The organism is Micromonospora sp. NPDC005172 (assembly GCF_040608555.1).
Taxonomy (GTDB): domain Bacteria; phylum Actinomycetota; class Actinomycetes; order Mycobacteriales; family Micromonosporaceae; genus Micromonospora.
The window spans coordinates 1-17780 of record NZ_JBEXIL010000029.1; the positions used below are offsets into that span (position 1 = coordinate 1).

Below are 17780 nucleotides of genomic sequence, written 5' to 3' on the forward strand. Positions count from 1 at the left end.
CTGTGAGTCATCAAGATGACTCACAGGCATCAACGCCACAACAGCCATGCCCGCCGCAACCGCCCGACGGACAACGGAACAGCCGGGACAGCCGGGACAGCGAGGCAGCGAGGCAGCGAGGCAGCGAGGCAAACTCAGCGGAAGCCGTTGAGCGCCTTCTCGTAGCGGAGGCGGTCGGCTGCGGGCGTCTTCGCTTCGAGGTAGTTGAGTACCACGGCCCCACGCCGGTACGACTGGCCGCCCCACGTCTCGGCGATGTCGCCGGCGCTGGTCTCGTCGGGGAACACGTAGACCGTGACGCCGTCGGTGGCGACGATCTCTGAGCAGCCCAGCCCGAGACCGTCCGGACCACAGTCGACCGAGCGGTCCTTCGGGTGCGTGACCCGCAGACCGGCGGCCTTGAACACGTCGACGACCTGCCGGGCGCTGGGAGCGCCCGCCGGGCGCTGGGGCAGCACCACCGGCGGTGGACTGGCCGGCCGGCGTTCGACCGGTCCCTGCGGCGGTGCCGGCGGCACGGGGGACGGCGCGACGGACCGTGGTGGCGGTGGTGCGGCCGAGTCGGTGCGGGAGGGAACCACAGCGGGATTCGGCACGCTCGGCAGATCGGTGGCCTGGACGGCCGAGGACGAGACGTTGGGGGCGGCACTCGATGGCGCGGAGTCGTCACCGCGGCCGCAGCCGGCGACAACGGCAGCGGCGACCAGCAGGACCCCGACGGCGGGCAGGCTCCGAAGTGTCACAGGCGAAGTCTGCCCAACCGCGCTGGGCGGCGCGAGGGGCCGGTCGGCCACCGCGCTGTCCGCTATCCGCCACCCGGGTCGACCGGATTCCGGGTAGCCCGCGCCGACACGGCCCGATCCGACCGTCGACCAGCAGGCGTCCGTGCCGAAAGATCCGCACAACATCAGGGTTGTTGCTGCCTCCCGAGCGCCGGAGGCAGCAACAACAAGGAAGTTGCGCGGATCATGGCGCGGAGAGCGCGGGCGCGGGCGCGGGACGCGCGGAGGGCGCGGGCGTTAGCCTGCGGGGATGTCCGGCACACCGTGGATCTCGTTGACCACCGACTACGGCCTGAGCGACGGCTTCGTGGCCGCCTGCCACGGGGTGATCGCCCGGATCGCACCCACCGCCCGGGTCATCGACGTGACGCATCTGGTGCCACCGGCGGACGTTCGGCGCGGGGCGGCAGTGCTGGCGCAGACCGTGCCGTACCTGCCGGTGGGCGTGCACGTGGCGGTGGTCGATCCGGGGGTCGGCACCGCCCGTCGGGGCATCGCCCTGGCCACCCCCGGTGGGCTGCTGGTCGGCCCGGACAACGGGTTGCTGCCCGACGCGGCCACCGCGCTCGGCGGGGTGAGCGCCGCCGTCGAACTCACCGAGCCACGGTGGCTGGCGGCCCGGGTGTCGGGCACCTTCCAAGGTCGGGACGTCTTCGCGCCGGTTGCCGCCCGTCTGGCGCTCGGCGCGCCACTGGCCGAGGCCGGTCCGGCGGTCGACCCAGACGGGTTGGTCCGGCTGCCACCGCCGCACGTGACCCGCGACGCCGACGGCTTCACCGCCGAGGTGCTGACCGTCGACCACTTCGGAAACGTGCAACTGGCCGCGTCGGGCGAGGTGCTCGATCCGCTCGCGGCCACCGTCCGGGTCGGCCCGCCCGGGCCGACGCCGCCCCATGCGGCGGTGCGCGGACGGACGTTCGGCGACGCGCCAGACCAGGCCCTCGTGGTGTACGTCGACTCGGCCGATCGGGTGGCGGTGGCGGTCAACGGCGGCCGGGCGGTGGACATCCTCGGGGTGCGCCCGGGTGACCTCCTGCGGGTGGCCGGGTGACATTCGACTATGGAATGCTGCCCCGGTGGGTGAACACGTAGTTCCCGTGGGCTGTCCCTGTTGTGCCTCTCGGACCGGCGGCGGGACCTGCCCGGTCTGTTTCTGGACCGACGACGGTCAGAGCGACGCCGACGCCGACGCCGTGCGGGGTGGCGCCAACGGTGACCTGAGCCTGTCGCACGCCCGCCTCAACTACGCCGTGTACGGGGCCAGCCACCCGCGTTACCAGGACATGGTGCGCCCCGCCCGCCCCGACGAGCGCCCCTGAGGCGACGCCCGCCGAGGCGAGGTCCGGTCAGCAGACCGGTACGGCGCCGCCGTACACGGTCGAGATGTACGCGTGGCTGACGTACTGCCCGGTGGCCAGGCGGTTCCACCTGGTGGTGGTGCGGTACGGGCCGGCGACCGACTGGCCGGTGACGTAGCACTGGACCGGCACGTTGGCGAACCGCGCGGCGAGGCCACGGGTCGCGTACGAGGTGCCCGGCCCGGTGCGGATGTTGAGCGGCCCGTCGCCCACCACGGCACGGGGCCCGCCGCCGGTCCACAGGTACGCGACGTCGACCCAGGCGTTGGTGGTGAGTTGCAGTCCGTCCCAGAAGGTGCCGTCGGCCAGGTCGATGCCGGCCGGGTTGAGCACGGTACGCCCGAACTGGTCCCGCCCACCGTTGTAGCCGGACTGGTAGGCGGCCTGTGCCTCGGGCCGGCCCTGGGGCAGGTTCTTCCAGTTCTCCCGGACGGCGGACGGGTTCCAGTAGTCGTCGCGGGTGTTCCACGGCCCGACGTCCCAGACCGGGGCGTACTCACAGCGGGTGCCCGCCGTGGTGCAGACCCGCACGGTGTAGTCGCCGGTGTTGAGCGGCGAGAGACCCCGGCGCGACGGTAGCGCCGCGAAGTGGTCGCGCGGCTGCACGGTACGGCCGTTGGCGGTCAGTTCGCCGACGAGCCCGATCCGGGTGGCGTACACCCGGTAGGTGAGTCCCGGCGTGGCGGCGGAGACGGCGGCCGTCGCGTCGGCGGTGAGCTGGACGGCGCGTACCGTCGCGGTGGCCCCGCCGGCCCGCGCGGTCAGCACCACCCGGGTCTGCACCCGGCCGACCGGCCGGTCGAAGACCGCGCCGGCGGTCGCGGCCCGCCACTCGGTCCAGCCGCTGAGCCGCCATCCGCGCACCTGCGCCTCGACGCTCGCGCCGGCGGGGACGTCGGCGCTGATCTCGGCGCGGACCCGGGTGGCCGGGCGGGCGAGGGTGCGCGGGGCGGTGAGCAGCATGCCCTCGGCGAGCGCGCTGTGCGGGCTGCGAGGGCTGCGTCCGGCCGGGCGGGCCGCACGGAGCCGCAGTCCGGAGGCGGTACGGCGGACGTTGACGTCGTCCCGGTCGACGACCGACAGGTCGGCACTCCACTGTTCCGAGGCGGGCGCGCCGGCGGTGAGGGTGAGTGATCCGGCGGTCGCGGGGGCGATGGTCGGGACGGCACTGGCGACGGGCACGAGCGCCGCGGTGAGCACGAGGGCGAGGATTGCGGCGAGGGTGGCGGGTCGGATACGACAATGGCGTCGTCTCATGGGCATTCTCCTCAGAACTCCCTGACCCTCCCATGTCGGGAGATCATGAGGAACCTGACTACAAATAGCGACACATGCGAATCTTGCTCGAAAGAGGGAGGATGGCAGCGTGCCCGAAGGTGACACCGTCTGGAACACGGCCCGCGTGCTGCACCGCGCGCTCGCCGGCGCGCGGTTGACCGGGTCCGACTTCCGGGTGCCACGGCTGGCCACCACCGACCTCACCGGCTGGACCGTCCGCGAGTCGGCCAGCCGGGGCAAGCACCTGCTGCTACGCCTCGCCGCTCCGGACGACGCGTCCTGGACGCTGCACTCCCACCTGCGGATGGACGGGGCCTGGCGGGCGTACGCGCCGGGGGAACGGTGGAGCGGCCGGCCCGCGCACCTGATCCGGGTGGTGCTGCGCAGCCCGGGCGCGGTGGCGGTGGGCTACCACCTGCACGAGCTGGCCCTGCTGCCGACCGCCGAGGAGGCCGACCTGGTGGGCCACCTCGGGCCCGACCTGCTCGGCCCCGACTGGGACCCGGCCGAGGCGGTCCAGCGTCTGTCCGCACACCCCGAGCAGACGATCGGCGAGGCACTGCTCGACCAGCGCAACCTGGCCGGCGTGGGCAACCTCTACAAGTGCGAGGTGCTGTTCCTGCGGGGTGTGTCGCCGTGGACGCCCGTCGGCGCGGTGCCCGATCTGCCGGGCATGGTGGCGCTCGCGCAGCGGTTGCTGGCCGCCAACCGTGGACGCTGGACGCAGAGCACCACCGGCTCGCTGCACCGGGGACAGACCAGCTACGTGTACGGTCGCCGCGCCCAGCCGTGCCGCCGCTGTGGCACCGCCATCGGCAAAGAGGAGCTGGGCGAACGGGTCACCTACTGGTGCCCGCTCTGCCAGCCGGAGCAGCCGGGGACCCCGCCGCCCGACTGACCGGGCGTTGTGGATCGAGGTCAGCGCAGATACGGACGATTGGGTAATTCCTAACCGGCCGTCGACGTCGCATGCTGCGGTTGGGTGCTCACCGCCTGTCAGCAAGAGTGCCGAGGGCCGCCACGTCGTGGTGGCGGTCCTCGTGCCCCGAGCCCGGGGAGAGTCATGGCGATCTTCCGCAGACTCCGCTCCACCTTCTTCTACCGGCCCGCCCCTGACGGCCTCGGTCGCACGGCATCCGTTCCGACCGCGCGTACCGCCGAGGAGGCCGCTCCCACGACGAGCCTGGACCCGTCCGCCGAGCCACGCTGCTTCGGGCCGGTGCCGAACGTCGCCCACAGTCCCCGCCCCAGACGTGACCCGAGCGGTCGGCTGGTGCCGGGCACCGGTCTGCGCAAGTTCGTCGACGCGCTGCCCGTGCCGGGCGAGGAGGCGCTGCCGGTGGCGGTGCCCGACACGATCAGCTACCCGGGCTGCGACTACTACGAGATCGGGCTCCAGGAGTACGCCCAACGCCTGCACCGCGACCTGCCGGCCACCCGGCTGCGCGGCTACCGGCAGCTCAACCTGGGCACCGACGAGGCGGGTCACAACACGGTGGCGCCACCGGAGCGCCCCTGGCACCTCGGCCCGATGATCCGCGCCCGGCGGGGCCGACCGGTCCGGGTGAAGTTCATCAACCAGCTTCCCACCGGGCGGGCCGGTGAGCTGTTCCTGCCGGTCGACGAGACGGTGCAGGGGGCCGGCATCGGGCCGCTGGACGGCCCCGCGCCGTACCCGCAGAACCGGGCGGTGCTCCACCTGGCCGGGGCGCAGACCGGCTGGACCAGCGCGGGCAACCCGGGGCACTGGATCACGCCGGCCGGGGAGATCACCCCGTACCCGACGGGTACCGGCCTGACGCCCGTGCCGGACATGCCCGCGCCCGGAGCCGGCGCCACCACGCTCTACTTCCCCAACGAGCAGAGCGGCCGGCTGCTGTGGTTCCACGACAACACCCTCGGGCTGGCCCGGCTCACCGTCTACGCGGGGCAGCTCGCGCCGTACCTGCTCACCGACCCGGTCGAGGACCAGCTCGTCGCCGACGGGGTGCTACCGGCCGACCAGGTGCCCCTGGTGATCGAGGACAAGACCTTCGTACCGGACGACACCCAACTGGCCGCCGAGGACCCGACCTGGGACCGGGAGCGCTGGGGTGCCCGGGGCAGTCTGTGGCACCCCCACGTCTACCAGCCCCGGCAGAACCCGTACCGGTCCGGCGGACGCAACCCCACCGGCCGGTGGGACTACGGCCCCTGGTCGCGCAGCCCCGCGCCGGACGGTGGCCGGACCGACAGTGGACCCACGGTGGACGGTTGGCCGATGGCCGAGCGGATCGCCGGCGAGCCACCGCTGACCGGCCCGGGTCCGGTGCCGAACCCGCACCACGACCCGGTCGGCGGCAGCGCCGAGCCGCCACTGCGCCCCGGGGTGCCGCACCCGTCCGCGGTGCCGGCGGCGTACGGCGACACCCCGCTGGTCAACGGCGTCGCGTACCCGTACCTGCGGGTGCGCCCCGGGGTGTACCGGCTGCGCATCCTCAACGCCTGCCTGGACCGCAGCCTCAACCTCCAGCTCTACCGGGCCTGCTCGGACGCGCCGATGTGGGCCGACGACGGCGGCCTGGCCGACGCGGACGCCGGGGAGGTGCCGATGGTGCCCGCCGTGCGGTCGGCGGAGCGACCGGCCGGCTGGCCCAGCGACGGGCGCGACGGCGGAGTGCCGGACCCACGGGCCGCCGGCCCGGAGTTCGTCCAGATCGGCAACGAGGCCGGGCTGCTGCCCGCGCCGGTGGTGCTGCCGAACCGTCCGATCGGCTACCGGTACGACCGGCTCGACCCGACAGTGCTGAACGTCGACGGGCACACGCTGCTGCTGGCCCCGGGTGAGGGCGCCGACGTGCTCGTCGACTTCTCCAGCGTGCCGCCGGGCAGCACGCTGATCCTCTACAACGACGCCCCGGCGCCGCTGCCCGGCTTCGATGAGCGCTACGACCAGCACACCGACGCGCCGGACCGCACGGCCGAGGGCGGCCCACCACCCACCGAGCCGGGGTACGGCCCGAACACCCGAACCCTGCTGCAGTTCCAGGTGACCGGCACACCCGAACCCCCGTACGACCTGGACCGGCTGCGGGTGCGGCTGCCCGCGGCGTACGCGGCCAGCCAGCGCCCACCGATCGTGCCGCAGCCGGCGTACGACCCGGCGTTCGGCAGCCGGACCCCGGCCCAGACGGTCATCTCGGCGCACGCCGACACGGTGACGTTCACGCCGCTGGCCGGTACCGGCCCGGTGACCCTGCCGATCGAGGTCAAGGCCGCGCAGCAGGTCTTCGAGCCCGGTCACGGCCGACTCGCCGGACGACTCGGGGTCGGTCACCCCCACACCGGGCCACTCGCGCCGGCGACGCTGCCACTCGGGCCGACCGACCCGGTGACCGAGGTGCTGTTCGCCGCCGATCCGGCCACGCCGGTGGGCGCGGCGACGGACGGCACGCAGCTCTGGCGGATCAGCGGGAACGTCCGCCAGACCGAGCCGCTGCGCTTCGGCGGTTGCGACGTGCAGATCGTCAACCGGGTCGGCTGGGACGGCACGCAGCGCCCCCCGCACCCGGGGGAGCTGGGCTGGAAGCAGATCGTCCGGGTCAACCCACGGGAGGACGTCGTGGTGGCGCTCCGCCCGATCGCCCCGGCCCTGCCGTTCAAGCTCGGTGACAGCGTCCGGCTGCTCGACCCCGGCCAGCCGGCCGGTTCGCGGACCGGGTCGACGCCGGTCAGCCCGACCGACGGGCGGCCGGCGGTGGTGGTCAACCAGATGGTCAACCTGGGCTGGGAGTACCGCTGGCACAGCCAGCTCGCCGGCCACCGCGACCTGGGGATGAGCCGACCGCTGGTGCTGCGGGTGACACCGCGCGCGCCCACCGGGCTGACGGCCACGCCGGTGCCCGGCTCGGCCACCGCGCTGCCGGCGATCGCCCTGGCCTGGACCGGCAACGGCGGACGTCCACCCGCGACCAGCCACCTGCTGCAACGGGCCACCGACGGGTCCTTCGGCGGCGACGTCACCACGATCACCGTCGCGGCCGCCGCGACCCGGTACACCGACGCGACGGTCACCCCCGGAGTCACCTACCACTATCGGATCCGGGCAGAGAACGAGGTGAGCTACTCGTCCTGGTCGAACAGCGTGCCCGCCTCGGTGCACCTCGCCGCGCCGGGTGGACTGATCGCGGCGATCCCGCCCGCCGCGCCGCTGCGGGTGGCGCTGCGCTGGACGAACCGGTCCTTCGCCACCGGCATCGACGTGCAGCGGGCCACCAACCCGACCTTCACCAGCGGACCCGGCACCACCGCGATCGGGGTCGGCGACAACCACCTCGACACCACGGCCGCGCCGGACACCACGTACTACTACCGGGTCCGCACCACGTACCTCGGCGCTGCCTCCGCGTGGTCGACGGTGGCCGCGGCGAGCACCCCGCCCGCGCCGGGCACCCCGAGCGAGGTGAGCGCCACCGCCAGCGCGCCGGGACCGGACACCGCCACGGTGGTGTTGGGTTGGGCGGCGGACACGCCTGCCGGCCCGGGGTCGGGGTTCATCGTGCAACGGGCGCTGGACCCGGCGTTCGCCCAGGAGGTGGCGACCTTCACGGTGACCGGCCGCGGCTTCACCAACACGGGTCTGGGCCGGGACGTGACCTACCACTACCGGATTCGGTCGTTCAACGTCGTGGGCAGTTCGCCGTACACCGATCCGATCCCGGTCACGACGCCACCGTGACGGGCGCGCGGCGCGCGCTCAGCGGGTGGGCGCGCGCAGGCCGGCACCGCCGGCACGCAGCTCGGCAAGGGCCGAGGCCACGCCGTGCAGCAGGTCGGTGGCCTCGGTGAGCCGATCGGCGGCCGGGTGGGTGGGCTCCGGGCGGGCGTCCTCGGCGAGGTAACCGGCGGCGGCGACCACCAGCCGCTCGTAGGCCGCCACCCCGCTCTCCAACTGCGCGGTCAGCGCGGCGTGCGCGTCGGCCAGCGGTGCCCGGGCGTCGGTCGGCGCGAGCCGCAGCGCCCGTTCGACGCTGGCCACCCGGTCGGCGAGATCCCGCAGCGACCGGTCGGCGGCAGCGGCCTCCAGCACGGCCGGCTCGGCCAGCCCGGTGAGCCGGGGCGCCATTCCGGCCAGGGTGAGCGAGGCGCGGTCCAGCCGCGCCCACTGCTGCCCGGCGGTGGTGCCACGCAGGGCGACCCGGCTGCGCACCCGACGTACCTCGGCCAGGACGCCCGAGCCGACCGGCAGTCGCTCGACGGCGGCCACCAGCCGGGCCCGGGACCGGGCGGCGGCCTCGGCCGGGTCCAGCGCCGGGGGCGCGGGCCGGGCGGCCAACGCCCGCAGGTCGATCCAGCGCCAGGCGGCCAACGCCACCGCGCTGCCCGCGGCGCCGGCCCAGGCCGCGTCCGGCAGACCGAGCCCGGCGTACGGAGTCAGCACCGCCGCGGCCCCGCCGAGCCCACCGGCCAGTACGCTCCACCGCCGGGCGGACCGGCGCAGCCGACCCAGCCGACGGAAGTACCGCGTCCGCTCGTCTGCCACGAAGACCTCCTCGGACCGCTGGTTCAGCCGGCGGCGGTCGGGTCGCCGGTGCCCCGCTCGCGGGCCATGCTGGCGCGCAACTCGTCCAGCCGGGCGGCGGCGGCCGGGTCGCTGCCCGGGCCCGCCTTCTCGGCCTGCGGGACCGCCGGGCGCTGCGCGGTGCCGCCGAGCTGCTCCCCCGCCATGCTGGAACGGATCTGCTCCAGCCGGGCCGAGCCGGCCGAGTCGATGGTCGCCTTCTGGATCTCCAGCATCCGGCCCTCGACGGAGTTGCCGGCCAGCTCGGCGCGGCCCATCGCGTTGGCGTACCGCCGCTCGATGCGGTCCCGTACCTCGTCCAGGGACGGCGTCGTGCCGGGGGCTGTCATGGTCGACATCGACTCCAACGAGCGGGCCACGGTCTCCTGCATCTTGGCCTGCTCGAGCTGGCTGAGCAGCTTGGTGCGCTCGGCGAGCTTCTGCTGGAGGATCATCGAGTTGTTCTCGACGGCGCGGCGGGCCTGCGCGGCCGCGCCGAGCGCCTGGTCGTGCAGGGTCTTCAGGTCCTCGGTGGCCTGCTCGGCGGAGACCAGCTGGGTGGCCAGGGCCTGGGCGGACTGTTCGAACCGCGTCGCCTCGGCCTCGTCGCCCTTGGCCCGGGCCTGGTCGGACAGCACCAGGGCCTGCCGGGCGTTGCCCTGGAGCCGCTCGACCTCGGACATCTGCCGGGACAGCTTCATCTCCAGCTGACGCTGGTTGCCGATGACGGCCGCAGCCTGCTGGACCAGCGCCTGGTGCTGCCGCTGGGCATCCTCGATGGCCTGCTGGATCTGCACCTTGGGATCGGCGTGCTCGTCGATCTTCGCACCGAAGAGCGCCATCAGGTAGTTCCAACCCTTGACGAACGGGTTCGCCATCTCCGCGGTATCCCCTCAGTAGCGTCACTCCACCACGGTCGGGCCGGATTGCGCCGACCGACCGCGACCCGGCCGGTCTCCATCGTCCCAGCCGAACGCCAGCGGGGCGTCCGTACCGGGCGCTCGACGGGCACCGTCGGCTCCTGCGGGCAACCCTACGCGGCGGGAGCCACCTCGCCCATGGTCATCCGCCGGACGGCGCTCAGGCCGCGCAGACCACGTCCCGGTCGCGCTCGGTGGGACGGACCCGCGTGCTGCGCAACGTCGCCCGCAGCGGGGACTCCTGTCGGACCGACACGGCGACCTTGCCGTCGGAGGTGACCTGACGGACACCCCGGTTGGCGGCCTTGCGGACGGCGGCCGGCGCGCCGACGGGCGCGGCCTCGGCCGGCTCGTCCTGCATGCCGACGAGCACTCCGGCGGGCATCTGTTCGACGAGCGCCACGGTGTCGCTCACTTCGCGTAGGAGTTCGGAGAGGCGGGCGCCGAGCGCGTCGCAGATCGCCGCGAGCAGCTCACTGGACGGCTCCTTGTGCCCCCGCTCGATCTCCGAGAGGTAACCGAGGCTGACATTGGCGGCGGTGGACACCTCACGCAGTGTGCGCTGCTGTCCCTGCCGGCGCGCCCGCAGTGCGTCACCGATCACCCGGCGTAGCAGGACCATCGCACCTCCCCCTGAGGGATACCTCACGCCCGCCGTCGGGAAGCCGGCCGCGGCGGACCGCGCCGACTCCGAGCGTCGGAGCCTTCCCGCAACCGTACCCGCTGCGCGCCCCGGCGACATCCCACCCCGCCCGTCGGATCGTGGAGGGCGGGCTCACCGACGCCCCGCGCCAGCCGTCCCCGCGCCGTCCCGGGCGGCGTGGCCCTTCGTCTCCGCGCCGTCCGGGGTGTTCCCGCCGGCCGTCTCCAGGCCCTCGACCGCAGCCTCGTCGGCGGCGTGGATGTGTTCGGCGAGCAGCCGCAGCGCCTCGATCACGGCGGCCGAGCGTACGCGGTCCCGCCCGCCGTCGAGGTCGAGCTGGCGGACCTCGGCGCCGGTCGGGCCGGCGACCGCCACGTAGACCAGGCCGACGGGCTTGCCGTCCTGCGGCTCGGGGCCGGCGACCCCGGTGGTGGCGAGCCCCCAGTCCGCTCCGCAGCGCTGCCGACCGCCCTCGGCGAGTGCCGCCGCCACATCGGGGTCGACCGGTCCGCGTGCGGCCAGCAGATCGCCCGGTACGCCGGCCAGCGTGGCCTTCAGCTCGGTGGCGTAGACGACCAGCCCACCCCGGTAGATCGCGCTGACCCCGGCGATCTCCACGATCGACGCGGCCAGCAGCCCGCCGGTGAGCGACTCGACGGTGGCCAGGGTCTCGTGCCGCTGGGACAGGCTGTGCACGACCCCCGCCGCGGCGCTACCCGTCGCGTTCTCTTCCCGCTGCACGATCCCGTCCTTCCCCACCAACCAACCCCCAACCCTCCCGGCCAAACCCCGTCCCAGCCAACCCTCCCGGGCCGAACCCCGTCCGGCCAACCCTCCCCGGCCGAACCCCGTCCCGGCCAACCCTCCCCGGCCGAACCCCGTCCCAGCCAACCCTCCCCGGCCGAACCCCGTCGATCATGAAGTTATTGCCCCGACACGCCGGCCCGAGCGGCAATAACTTCATGATCACCGCCCGGTGGCGGGCGGGGTGGGGCCGGGCGGGGTGGGGCCGGGGGTGGGGGTGGGGCCGGGGGTGGGGCCGGCGCGGGCGTCAGGGGCGGGGGCGGCGCAGGCGGAGGGCCTGGAGGATGTAGTCGAAGCCCGTTGCCACCGTGACCAGGACGGCGGCGCCCATGATCCAGGGACCGACGGCGACGAGAGAGTCCGGCATCGGCCAGAGGTACCAGGCGATGGCCAGGATCTGGAGCGCCGTCTTGACCTTGCCGCCACGGCTGGCGGCGATCACGCCGTGTCGGATCACCCAGAACCGCAGGCCGGTGATGCCCAGCTCGCGGACGAGAATCAGCGCCGTCACCCACCAGGGCAGCCGGTCGTACCAGGAGAGCAGCACCAGGGCCGCGCCCGTGAGCGCCTTGTCGGCGATCGGGTCGGCCACCTTGCCGACCGAGGTGACCAGCCCGAACCGCCGGGCGATCCAGCCGTCCACCAGGTCGGTCGCCGAGGCCACCGCGAAGATCAGGCAGGCCGCCATCCGCCAACCCGCGTGGGTCATCCCCGAAACGATCACGGACGCGGCGAAGACCGGAACCAGCACCAGCCGCAGGGCGGTCAGCGCGTTGGCGGCGTTGAGGACGGGCACCCGCGCGACCACCCGGGCCGGCGTCGACTCCGTCGCCCCGGTCATCGTCTCGCTCCGCTCGGGTCGGGTTGGCGTTCCCGGCACCGCACCACCTGGCTCCCCCGCTCCGTCCGGGCCCACCGTCACCGTGTCGCGCCGGGCGCCGCCGAGATCATCTCATCCGGCACCGCGAGCAGATCCACCCCTTCGGTGCCGGTCACCGTGGCCCGTACCAGGTCACCCGGGCGCAACGCGGCCAGGTCGACCCCGCCGTCGGCCGGCGCGACCAGGGTCGTCGATCCGTCCACCTCCGGTGCCTGGTGCGCGGCCCGGCCCTCGACAACGCCGTCGACGATCGCGTCGACGAGCACCTCGACGGTCGAACCGAGCCGGTCCTCGGCCCGCTGGGAGCAGAGCTCGTCGGCGAGCGCGCTCAGCCGGTCGTAGCGCCGCTTGATCGTCGCGGCGGAGACCTTGCCGGGCAGGCCGGCGGCTTCCGTCCCGTCCTCGTCGCTGTAGTCGAACATGCCGATCGCGTCGAGTCGGGCCTCGGTCAGGAACCTGGTCAGCTCGTCGATGTCGGCGCGGGTTTCGCCGGGGAAGCCGACGATGAAGTTGCTCCGCGCGCCCGCCTCCGGTGCCAGCGCCCGGGCACTCGCCAGCAGCTCCAGGAACCGGTCGGTGGAGCCGAAACGCCGCATCCGGCGCAACACCGGCTCGCTGGAGTGCTGGAACGACAGGTCGAAGTACGGTGCCACCCCGGGCGTGCCGGCGATCGCCTCGACCAGACCGGGCCGCGTCTCGGCCGGCTGGAGGTAGCTCACCCGCACCCGGACGATGCCGGACACCGCGGCGAGCTGCGGCAGCAGCTTCTCCAACGCGCGGGGGTCGCCGAGGTCCTTGCCGTACGAGGTGGAGTTCTCGCTGACCAGCACCAGCTCCCGTACGCCGGTCTTGGCCAGCCACTCGGCCTCGGCGAGCAGCTCGTCCGGCGTACGCGAGACGAAGGCTCCACGGAACGCGGGAATGGCACAGAACGCGCAGCGGCGGTCGCAGCCGCTGGCGAGCTTCAGCGAGGCGACCGGGCCGGTGTCCAGCCGGCGGCGCAGCACCTGGCGCAGGTGCGCCGGGGTGTGCTCGTCGGTGTCGACGGCGGTGCGCGCCACGGTGCCGTGCCCGGGCAGGGAGACGGTGGCGCTCTGGCGCTGCACCGGGGTGAGCGGCAGCAGCTCGCGGCGGTCCCGCGGGGTGTGCGCGGTGACCTGCTCCCCGGCGACGACGGCGTTCAGCCGGGCCGCGATGTCCGGGTAGTCGTCGAAGCTCAGCACCGCCTGCGCCTCGGGCAGGCTGTCGGCCAGCTCCCGGCCGTACCGCTCGGCCATGCAGCCGGCGGCCACGACCTTGGCTCCCGTGCCGGCGGCGGCGAGCAGGGTCTGGATCGAGTCCTGCTTGGCCTTCTCCACGAAGCCGCAGGTGTTGACGACCACCACGTCGGCGCCCTCGCCGTCGGTGCTCACCTGCCAGCCGTCGGCGTGCAGCCGGGCGGCCAGCTCCTCCGAGTCGACCTCGTTGCGGGCGCAGCCCAGGGTGAGCAGGGCGACGCGACGGCCCTCGGCGTTGTCAGAGGGAGAAGGAGAGGTGGCAGACACCATCCGAGGGTACCGGGCCGCCCTGGGTAGCCCACGCACGCGGGCACGCCGGTCGGCCGGATCACTACGCGCGAGCCCGGACATCAGACGGTCAGCGGGTCACGGCGGTCGCTCGGGTCAGCGCCTCGAGCAGGAAGACCTCCGTGCCGGCCAGGCCCGTGCAGCAGAAGACGGAGACCTGGTCCGCCGTGCTCCGGCCCGGGACCGCACCCGCCAGGATGCCGCCCAGGTCCCGCAACCGTCCGGTGTACGGGGGCAGGGCCGCGAGCATCGGCGGCTGGTAGTCCGCCGCCTGGGCCGGTGAGTCGGTGACCAACAGGTCGGCGGCGTCCAGCAGGTCGGTGCCGAACTCGCTGCGGTTGACCTGCTTGAAACCGACCGTGTTGACGTGCGTGCCGGGGCTCACGTCGGCGGCGCGCAGCACGGGCGTGGGGCTGGTGGTGGCGAGCACCACGACGTCCCGCCCGGTGACGGCCGCTCCGGGGTCGGCTACCGCGCGGGCCGGGACGCCCAGCTCGGCGCGTACCCGGGCGGCGAACGTGTCCCTGCGCGCCGCCGAACGGCTGTGCACCACCACCTCGCGCAGCGGGCGGACGGCCGCGGTGGCCCACACCTGGGTCCACGCCTGCCGCCCGGAGCCGAGCACGCCCAGGGTCGCCGCGTCCGGCCGGGCCAGCGCGTCGACCGCGACGCCGCCCAGTCCACCGGTACGACGGGAGCCCAGCTCCTCGCCGACGGCGACGGCCCGGACCGCGCCGGTGTCGGCATCGTGCAGCACGACGAGCTGCTCGCCCCGGGGGTGGCCGAACGTGTCGTACGAGCGGTAGCCGTACCAGCTTCCGACCAGGTGCCCGGCGGTGAGCACCATGCGCCCTCCGGCGAGCGGGGCGGCGGCCCGGGGTGGGGCGACCAACCGCCCCTCGTACGCGGCCACCAGGGCGGCCCGCATGGCGTCGACGGTGGTGGCGGCGTCCAGGGCGGCGGCGACCTCGGGGTCGGCATAGAGCAGGGCCATGCCCGCCATACTGCAAGTTGAAGCGAAGTAGAGGTCAATGCGTGGTAACGGGAGTCACCGCCCGGGGCCGCCGACCGGTGCTAGCGTCGGCCCCGGTGGCGCCCGACGCGGTGGCCACTCCGGACGAGCGGTGGGCGTACCCGGTCAGGCCAAGACGCCCCGGTCATGTGCAGACACGACTCGTCCCGTGAGGTGAATGATGGCCTGGCTCGTACTGGTGATCTCCGGACTGCTCGAGACGGCCTGGGCGATCGCCCTGGACCGCAGCGCCGGCTTCAGCAAGCTGCTGCCGTCGGTGGTGTTCGTGCTGGCCCTGGTGCTGAGCATGGGCGGCCTGGCGTACGCGCTGCGCGACATCCCGGTCGGCACCGGTTACGCGGTCTGGGTCGGCATCGGCGCGGTGGGCACCGCGCTGGTCTCGATGGTGGCGTTCGGCGAGTCGACGAGTCTGCCCCGGATCTTCTGCCTGCTGCTGGTGGTCGCGGGTGTCGTCGGTCTGAAGATCTTCCATTGACGGTCAGGCGTGCCGAGCGCCCACAGTGGTCAGTCCACGTCGCCGCGCAGACCACCCAGGACGTCCTCCAGCTCGTCCGGCTTGACCAGCACGTCGCGCGCCTTCGACCCCTCGGACGGCCCGACCACGCCACGGGTCTCCATGAGATCCATGAGCCGGCCCGCCTTCGCGAAACCGACCCGCAGTTTGCGTTGGAGCATCGAGGTCGAGCCGAACTGTGAGGTGACCACCAGCTCCACCGCCTGCACCAGCAGGTCGAGGTCGTCGCCGATGTCCTCGTCGATCTTCTTCTTGTTGTCCTGGGCGGGGGCCAGCACGTCCTTACGGAACTCCGGCTCACGCTGGTCCTTGCAGAACTTCACCACGTCGGCGATCTCGCGCTCGGTGACCCAGGCGCCCTGGATGCGGACCGGCTTCGAGGCGCCCATCGGCAGGAAGAGCCCGTCACCACGGCCGAGCAGCTTCTCCGCGCCCGGCTGGTCCAGGATGACCCGCGAGTCCGCGAGGGACGACGTGGCGAACGCCAGCCGGGACGGCACGTTCGCCTTGATCAGACCGGTCACCACGTCGACCGACGGACGTTGGGTGGCCAGCACCAGGTGGATACCGGCGGCCCGGGCCAGCTGGGTGATCCGGACGACCGAGTCCTCCACGTCACGCGGGGCGACCATCATCAGGTCGGCCAGCTCGTCCACGATCACCAGCAGGTACGGGTACGGGCGCATCTCCCGCTCGCTGCCCGGCGGGGCCTTGATCTCGCCGTTGCGGACCTTGCGGTTGAAGTCGTCGATGTGCCGGACCCCGTTGGCCGCGAGGTCGTCGTAGCGCATGTCCATCTCGCGGACGACCCAGTCCAGCGAGTCGGCCGCCTTCTTGGCGTTCGTGACGATCGGCGTGACCAGGTGCGGGATGCCCTCGTAGCCGGTCATCTCGACCCGCTTCGGGTCGATCAGCAGCAGCCGTACCTCGTCCGGGGTCGCGCGGGTCAGGACGGACACCAACAAGGTATTGAGGCAGCTCGATTTGCCGGCTCCAGTGGCGCCGGCAATCAGGATGTGCGGCATCTTGGCGAGGTTGGCCACCACGAAGCCGCCCTCGATGTCCTTGCCCAGCGCCACCACCATCGGGTGGTGGTCGCTCGTCGCCGCCCGCGAGCGCAGCACGTCGCCGAGGGCCACGTTCTCCGGGTCGGTGTTCGGGATCTCCACGCCGACCGCGCTCTTGCCCGGGATCGGGCTGAGAATCCGTACGTCCGGCGACTTCACCGCGTACGCGATGTTGCGGGAGAGCTGGGTGATCCGCTCGACCTTGACGCCGTGACCCAGCTCCACCTCGTAGCGGGTGACCGTCGGGCCACGGGTGAAGCCGGTGACGGCGGCGTCCACGTCGAACTGGTCGAACACGCCGGTCAGCGCGGCGATCACCTCGTCGTTGGCCTTGCTGCGGGTCTTCGCGGCGGCACCGGCGCTGAGCATGTTGGCGGGCGGGAGGGTGTAGTCGCCGGCCAGCCCGGTCAACGCGAGCTGCTCGGCGCGGGTGGGTGCCGGCGAGTGCTCGGGCGGCTCGGCCGGCTTGCGGCTGGCCGGGACCTTCGCCGGCGCCTTGCGCGGCAGGACCATGGTCTCCTGGAGGTCGGCGCCCTCCAGGTCGTCGAAGTCGTCCGGGTCGATCGGTGGCGGCATCCGCTTCGCCGGCCGCTTGCGCGCGGGCCGCGCCGCCGGCTCGTCGGCCTCCTCGGCCGCCTCCGGGGACGCGACGAGCCCGCCGGCGAGCAGGCCGAGCCGCTCGGGGATCTTGTTGATCGGCGTCGCGGTGACCACCAGCAGGCCGAAGAGCAGGAGCAGGACCAGCAGGGGTACGGCCACCCAGGCGGTGACCGCCCGTTCCAGCAACCCGCCCACACCGGCGCCGACCAGACCGCCGGCGAAGTCACGCTCCACGGTGTCGACCGGGTCCTGACCGATCTGGAGCAGCGCGGCGGTCGACACCAGCAGCGAACCCCACCCGATCAGCCCGCGGCCCCGGTGCTCCGGGTCGGCCGGCTGGCGCATGAGCCGCCACGCCCCGATCATCAGCAGCACCGGCACCACGACGGAGATCGCCCCGAGGAACAGCCGGACCGTGTCAGCCAGGCGTGCGCCCACCGGACCCGCGCCGGAGAACCACAGGGCGACGGCGCTGAGCAGGGCCATCCCGAACAGCAGCAGCCCGGCCCCGTCGCGGCGGTGCTCCGGGTCCAGGTCACGGGCGGAGGCGGCCTGCCGGCCGGCGGCCCGCACCGCCCAGCCCATACCGTGGGCCACCCCCATCCACAGTGCACCGACAGCGCGGCCAACGTAGACGGCGGGGCCCGGACGGGCGGGCGTGGTGCGACGCCGTACCGGTGCCCGGGTCTTCTTCGCCGGTTGACGGGCACGGCTGTTGGTGCCACCGCGCGGCGACGCGCCGCGTCGCCGGCTCGCCTGAGAGGTACGGCCCGCCATAGAGTCACGGTAACGGTGGG

At 73.7% G+C, this 17780-nt stretch carries 15 protein-coding genes and 1 riboswitch; of the genes, 5 read left to right on the forward strand and 10 right to left on the reverse strand.

Annotated elements, in window-relative coordinates:
* Nucleotides 1–134 precede the first annotated feature (134 nt).
* Nucleotides 135–743, reverse strand: coding sequence for a hypothetical protein (locus ABZV06_RS20125; protein WP_355623277.1), 609 nt, complete (start codon nt 741–743; stop codon nt 135–137).
* Between the two features lie 289 nt (nt 744–1032).
* Here ABZV06_RS20125 and ABZV06_RS20130 point away from each other — a divergent pair, with 289 nt between their 5' ends.
* A complete protein-coding gene (locus tag ABZV06_RS20130; protein WP_355623280.1) occupies nt 1033–1833 on the forward strand; it encodes an SAM-dependent chlorinase/fluorinase in 801 nt (266 codons plus the stop codon).
* Between the two features lie 25 nt (nt 1834–1858).
* Nucleotides 1859–2101 carry a CPCC family cysteine-rich protein gene (locus tag ABZV06_RS20135; protein ID WP_039905669.1) on the forward strand — a complete coding sequence of 81 codons (243 nt, stop codon included), beginning with the start codon at nt 1859–1861 and terminating at the stop codon, nt 2099–2101.
* Nucleotides 2102–2128: 27 nt separating this feature from the next.
* Here ABZV06_RS20135 and ABZV06_RS20140 read toward each other — a convergent pair whose 3' ends face one another.
* A complete protein-coding gene (locus tag ABZV06_RS20140; RefSeq protein WP_355623282.1) occupies nt 2129–3397 on the reverse strand; it encodes a hypothetical protein in 1269 nt (422 codons plus the stop codon).
* A gap of 109 nt (nt 3398–3506) precedes the next feature.
* On the opposite strand from ABZV06_RS20140, the gene ABZV06_RS20145 reads away from it, so the two are divergent.
* Together ABZV06_RS20145 and ABZV06_RS20150 are read left to right on the forward strand one after the other, a co-directional pair.
* Nucleotides 3507–4316 (forward strand): DNA-formamidopyrimidine glycosylase family protein, encoded by an 810-nt coding sequence (locus ABZV06_RS20145; RefSeq protein ID WP_355245975.1) that lies wholly within the window; start codon nt 3507–3509, stop codon nt 4314–4316.
* 165 nt (nt 4317–4481) lie between these two features.
* Complete coding sequence (locus ABZV06_RS20150) at nt 4482–8135, forward strand: hypothetical protein (RefSeq protein ID WP_355623285.1); 3654 nt, start codon at nt 4482–4484, stop codon at nt 8133–8135.
* An 18-nt stretch (nt 8136–8153) separates the two neighbouring features.
* Here ABZV06_RS20150 and ABZV06_RS20155 read toward each other — a convergent pair whose 3' ends face one another.
* From ABZV06_RS20155 to ABZV06_RS20185, 7 genes are all read right to left on the reverse strand, one after another.
* Entirely contained in the window at nt 8154–8939 is a 786-nt protein-coding gene (locus tag ABZV06_RS20155; protein WP_355245970.1) for a hypothetical protein, read from the reverse strand.
* A 23-nt stretch (nt 8940–8962) separates the two neighbouring features.
* A complete protein-coding gene (locus ABZV06_RS20160) occupies nt 8963–9835 on the reverse strand; it encodes a PspA/IM30 family protein (protein ID WP_355245967.1) in 873 nt (290 codons plus the stop codon).
* Nucleotides 9836–10037: 202 nt separating this feature from the next.
* Entirely contained in the window at nt 10038–10499 is a 462-nt protein-coding gene (locus ABZV06_RS20165) for a helix-turn-helix transcriptional regulator (protein ID WP_355245964.1), read from the reverse strand.
* A gap of 153 nt (nt 10500–10652) precedes the next feature.
* A complete protein-coding gene (locus ABZV06_RS20170; RefSeq protein WP_355623363.1) occupies nt 10653–11264 on the reverse strand; it encodes a CinA family protein in 612 nt (203 codons plus the stop codon).
* A gap of 307 nt (nt 11265–11571) precedes the next feature.
* A complete protein-coding gene (gene pgsA / locus ABZV06_RS20175) occupies nt 11572–12165 on the reverse strand; it encodes a CDP-diacylglycerol--glycerol-3-phosphate 3-phosphatidyltransferase (RefSeq protein ID WP_355623287.1) in 594 nt (197 codons plus the stop codon).
* A 77-nt stretch (nt 12166–12242) separates the two neighbouring features.
* A complete protein-coding gene (gene rimO, locus ABZV06_RS20180) occupies nt 12243–13751 on the reverse strand; it encodes a 30S ribosomal protein S12 methylthiotransferase RimO (protein ID WP_355623290.1) in 1509 nt (502 codons plus the stop codon).
* Between the two features lie 88 nt (nt 13752–13839).
* Nucleotides 13840–14763, reverse strand: coding sequence for an ornithine cyclodeaminase family protein (locus tag ABZV06_RS20185; protein WP_355245956.1), 924 nt, complete (start codon nt 14761–14763; stop codon nt 13840–13842).
* Nucleotides 14764–14858: 95 nt separating this feature from the next.
* Nucleotides 14859–14927, forward strand: a riboswitch (guanidine-III (ykkC-III) riboswitch).
* A gap of 35 nt (nt 14928–14962) precedes the next feature.
* On the opposite strand from ABZV06_RS20185, the gene ABZV06_RS20190 reads away from it, so the two are divergent.
* Nucleotides 14963–15277, forward strand: a complete 315-nt coding sequence (locus tag ABZV06_RS20190; protein ID WP_355245999.1) for an SMR family transporter — start codon at nt 14963–14965, stop codon at nt 15275–15277.
* A 29-nt stretch (nt 15278–15306) separates the two neighbouring features.
* Here ABZV06_RS20190 and ABZV06_RS20195 read toward each other — a convergent pair whose 3' ends face one another.
* A complete protein-coding gene (locus ABZV06_RS20195; RefSeq protein ID WP_355245953.1) occupies nt 15307–17760 on the reverse strand; it encodes a DNA translocase FtsK 4TM domain-containing protein in 2454 nt (817 codons plus the stop codon).
* Nucleotides 17761–17780 lie beyond the last annotated feature (20 nt).

Excerpts from the sequence above, each read along its gene's own strand:
- ABZV06_RS20165 (WP_355245964.1), bottom strand. The coding sequence starts at position 10,499 with ATGGTCCTGCTACGCCGGGTGATCGGTGACGCACTGCGGGCGCGCCGG.
- ABZV06_RS20130 (WP_355623280.1), top strand. The coding sequence starts at position 1,033 with ATGTCCGGCACACCGTGGATCTCGTTGACCACCGACTACGGCCTGAGC.
- ABZV06_RS20150 (WP_355623285.1), top strand. The coding sequence starts at position 4,482 with ATGGCGATCTTCCGCAGACTCCGCTCCACCTTCTTCTACCGGCCCGCC.
- ABZV06_RS20185 (WP_355245956.1), bottom strand. The coding sequence starts at position 14,763 with ATGGCCCTGCTCTATGCCGACCCCGAGGTCGCCGCCGCCCTGGACGCC.
- rimO (WP_355623290.1), bottom strand. The coding sequence starts at position 13,751 with ATGGTGTCTGCCACCTCTCCTTCTCCCTCTGACAACGCCGAGGGCCGT.
- ABZV06_RS20195 (WP_355245953.1), bottom strand. The coding sequence starts at position 17,760 with ATGGCGGGCCGTACCTCTCAGGCGAGCCGGCGACGCGGCGCGTCGCCG.
- pgsA (WP_355623287.1), bottom strand. The coding sequence starts at position 12,165 with ATGACCGGGGCGACGGAGTCGACGCCGGCCCGGGTGGTCGCGCGGGTG.
- ABZV06_RS20140 (WP_355623282.1), bottom strand. The coding sequence starts at position 3,397 with ATGAGACGACGCCATTGTCGTATCCGACCCGCCACCCTCGCCGCAATC.
- ABZV06_RS20160 (WP_355245967.1), bottom strand. The coding sequence starts at position 9,835 with ATGGCGAACCCGTTCGTCAAGGGTTGGAACTACCTGATGGCGCTCTTC.
- ABZV06_RS20190 (WP_355245999.1), top strand. The coding sequence starts at position 14,963 with ATGGCCTGGCTCGTACTGGTGATCTCCGGACTGCTCGAGACGGCCTGG.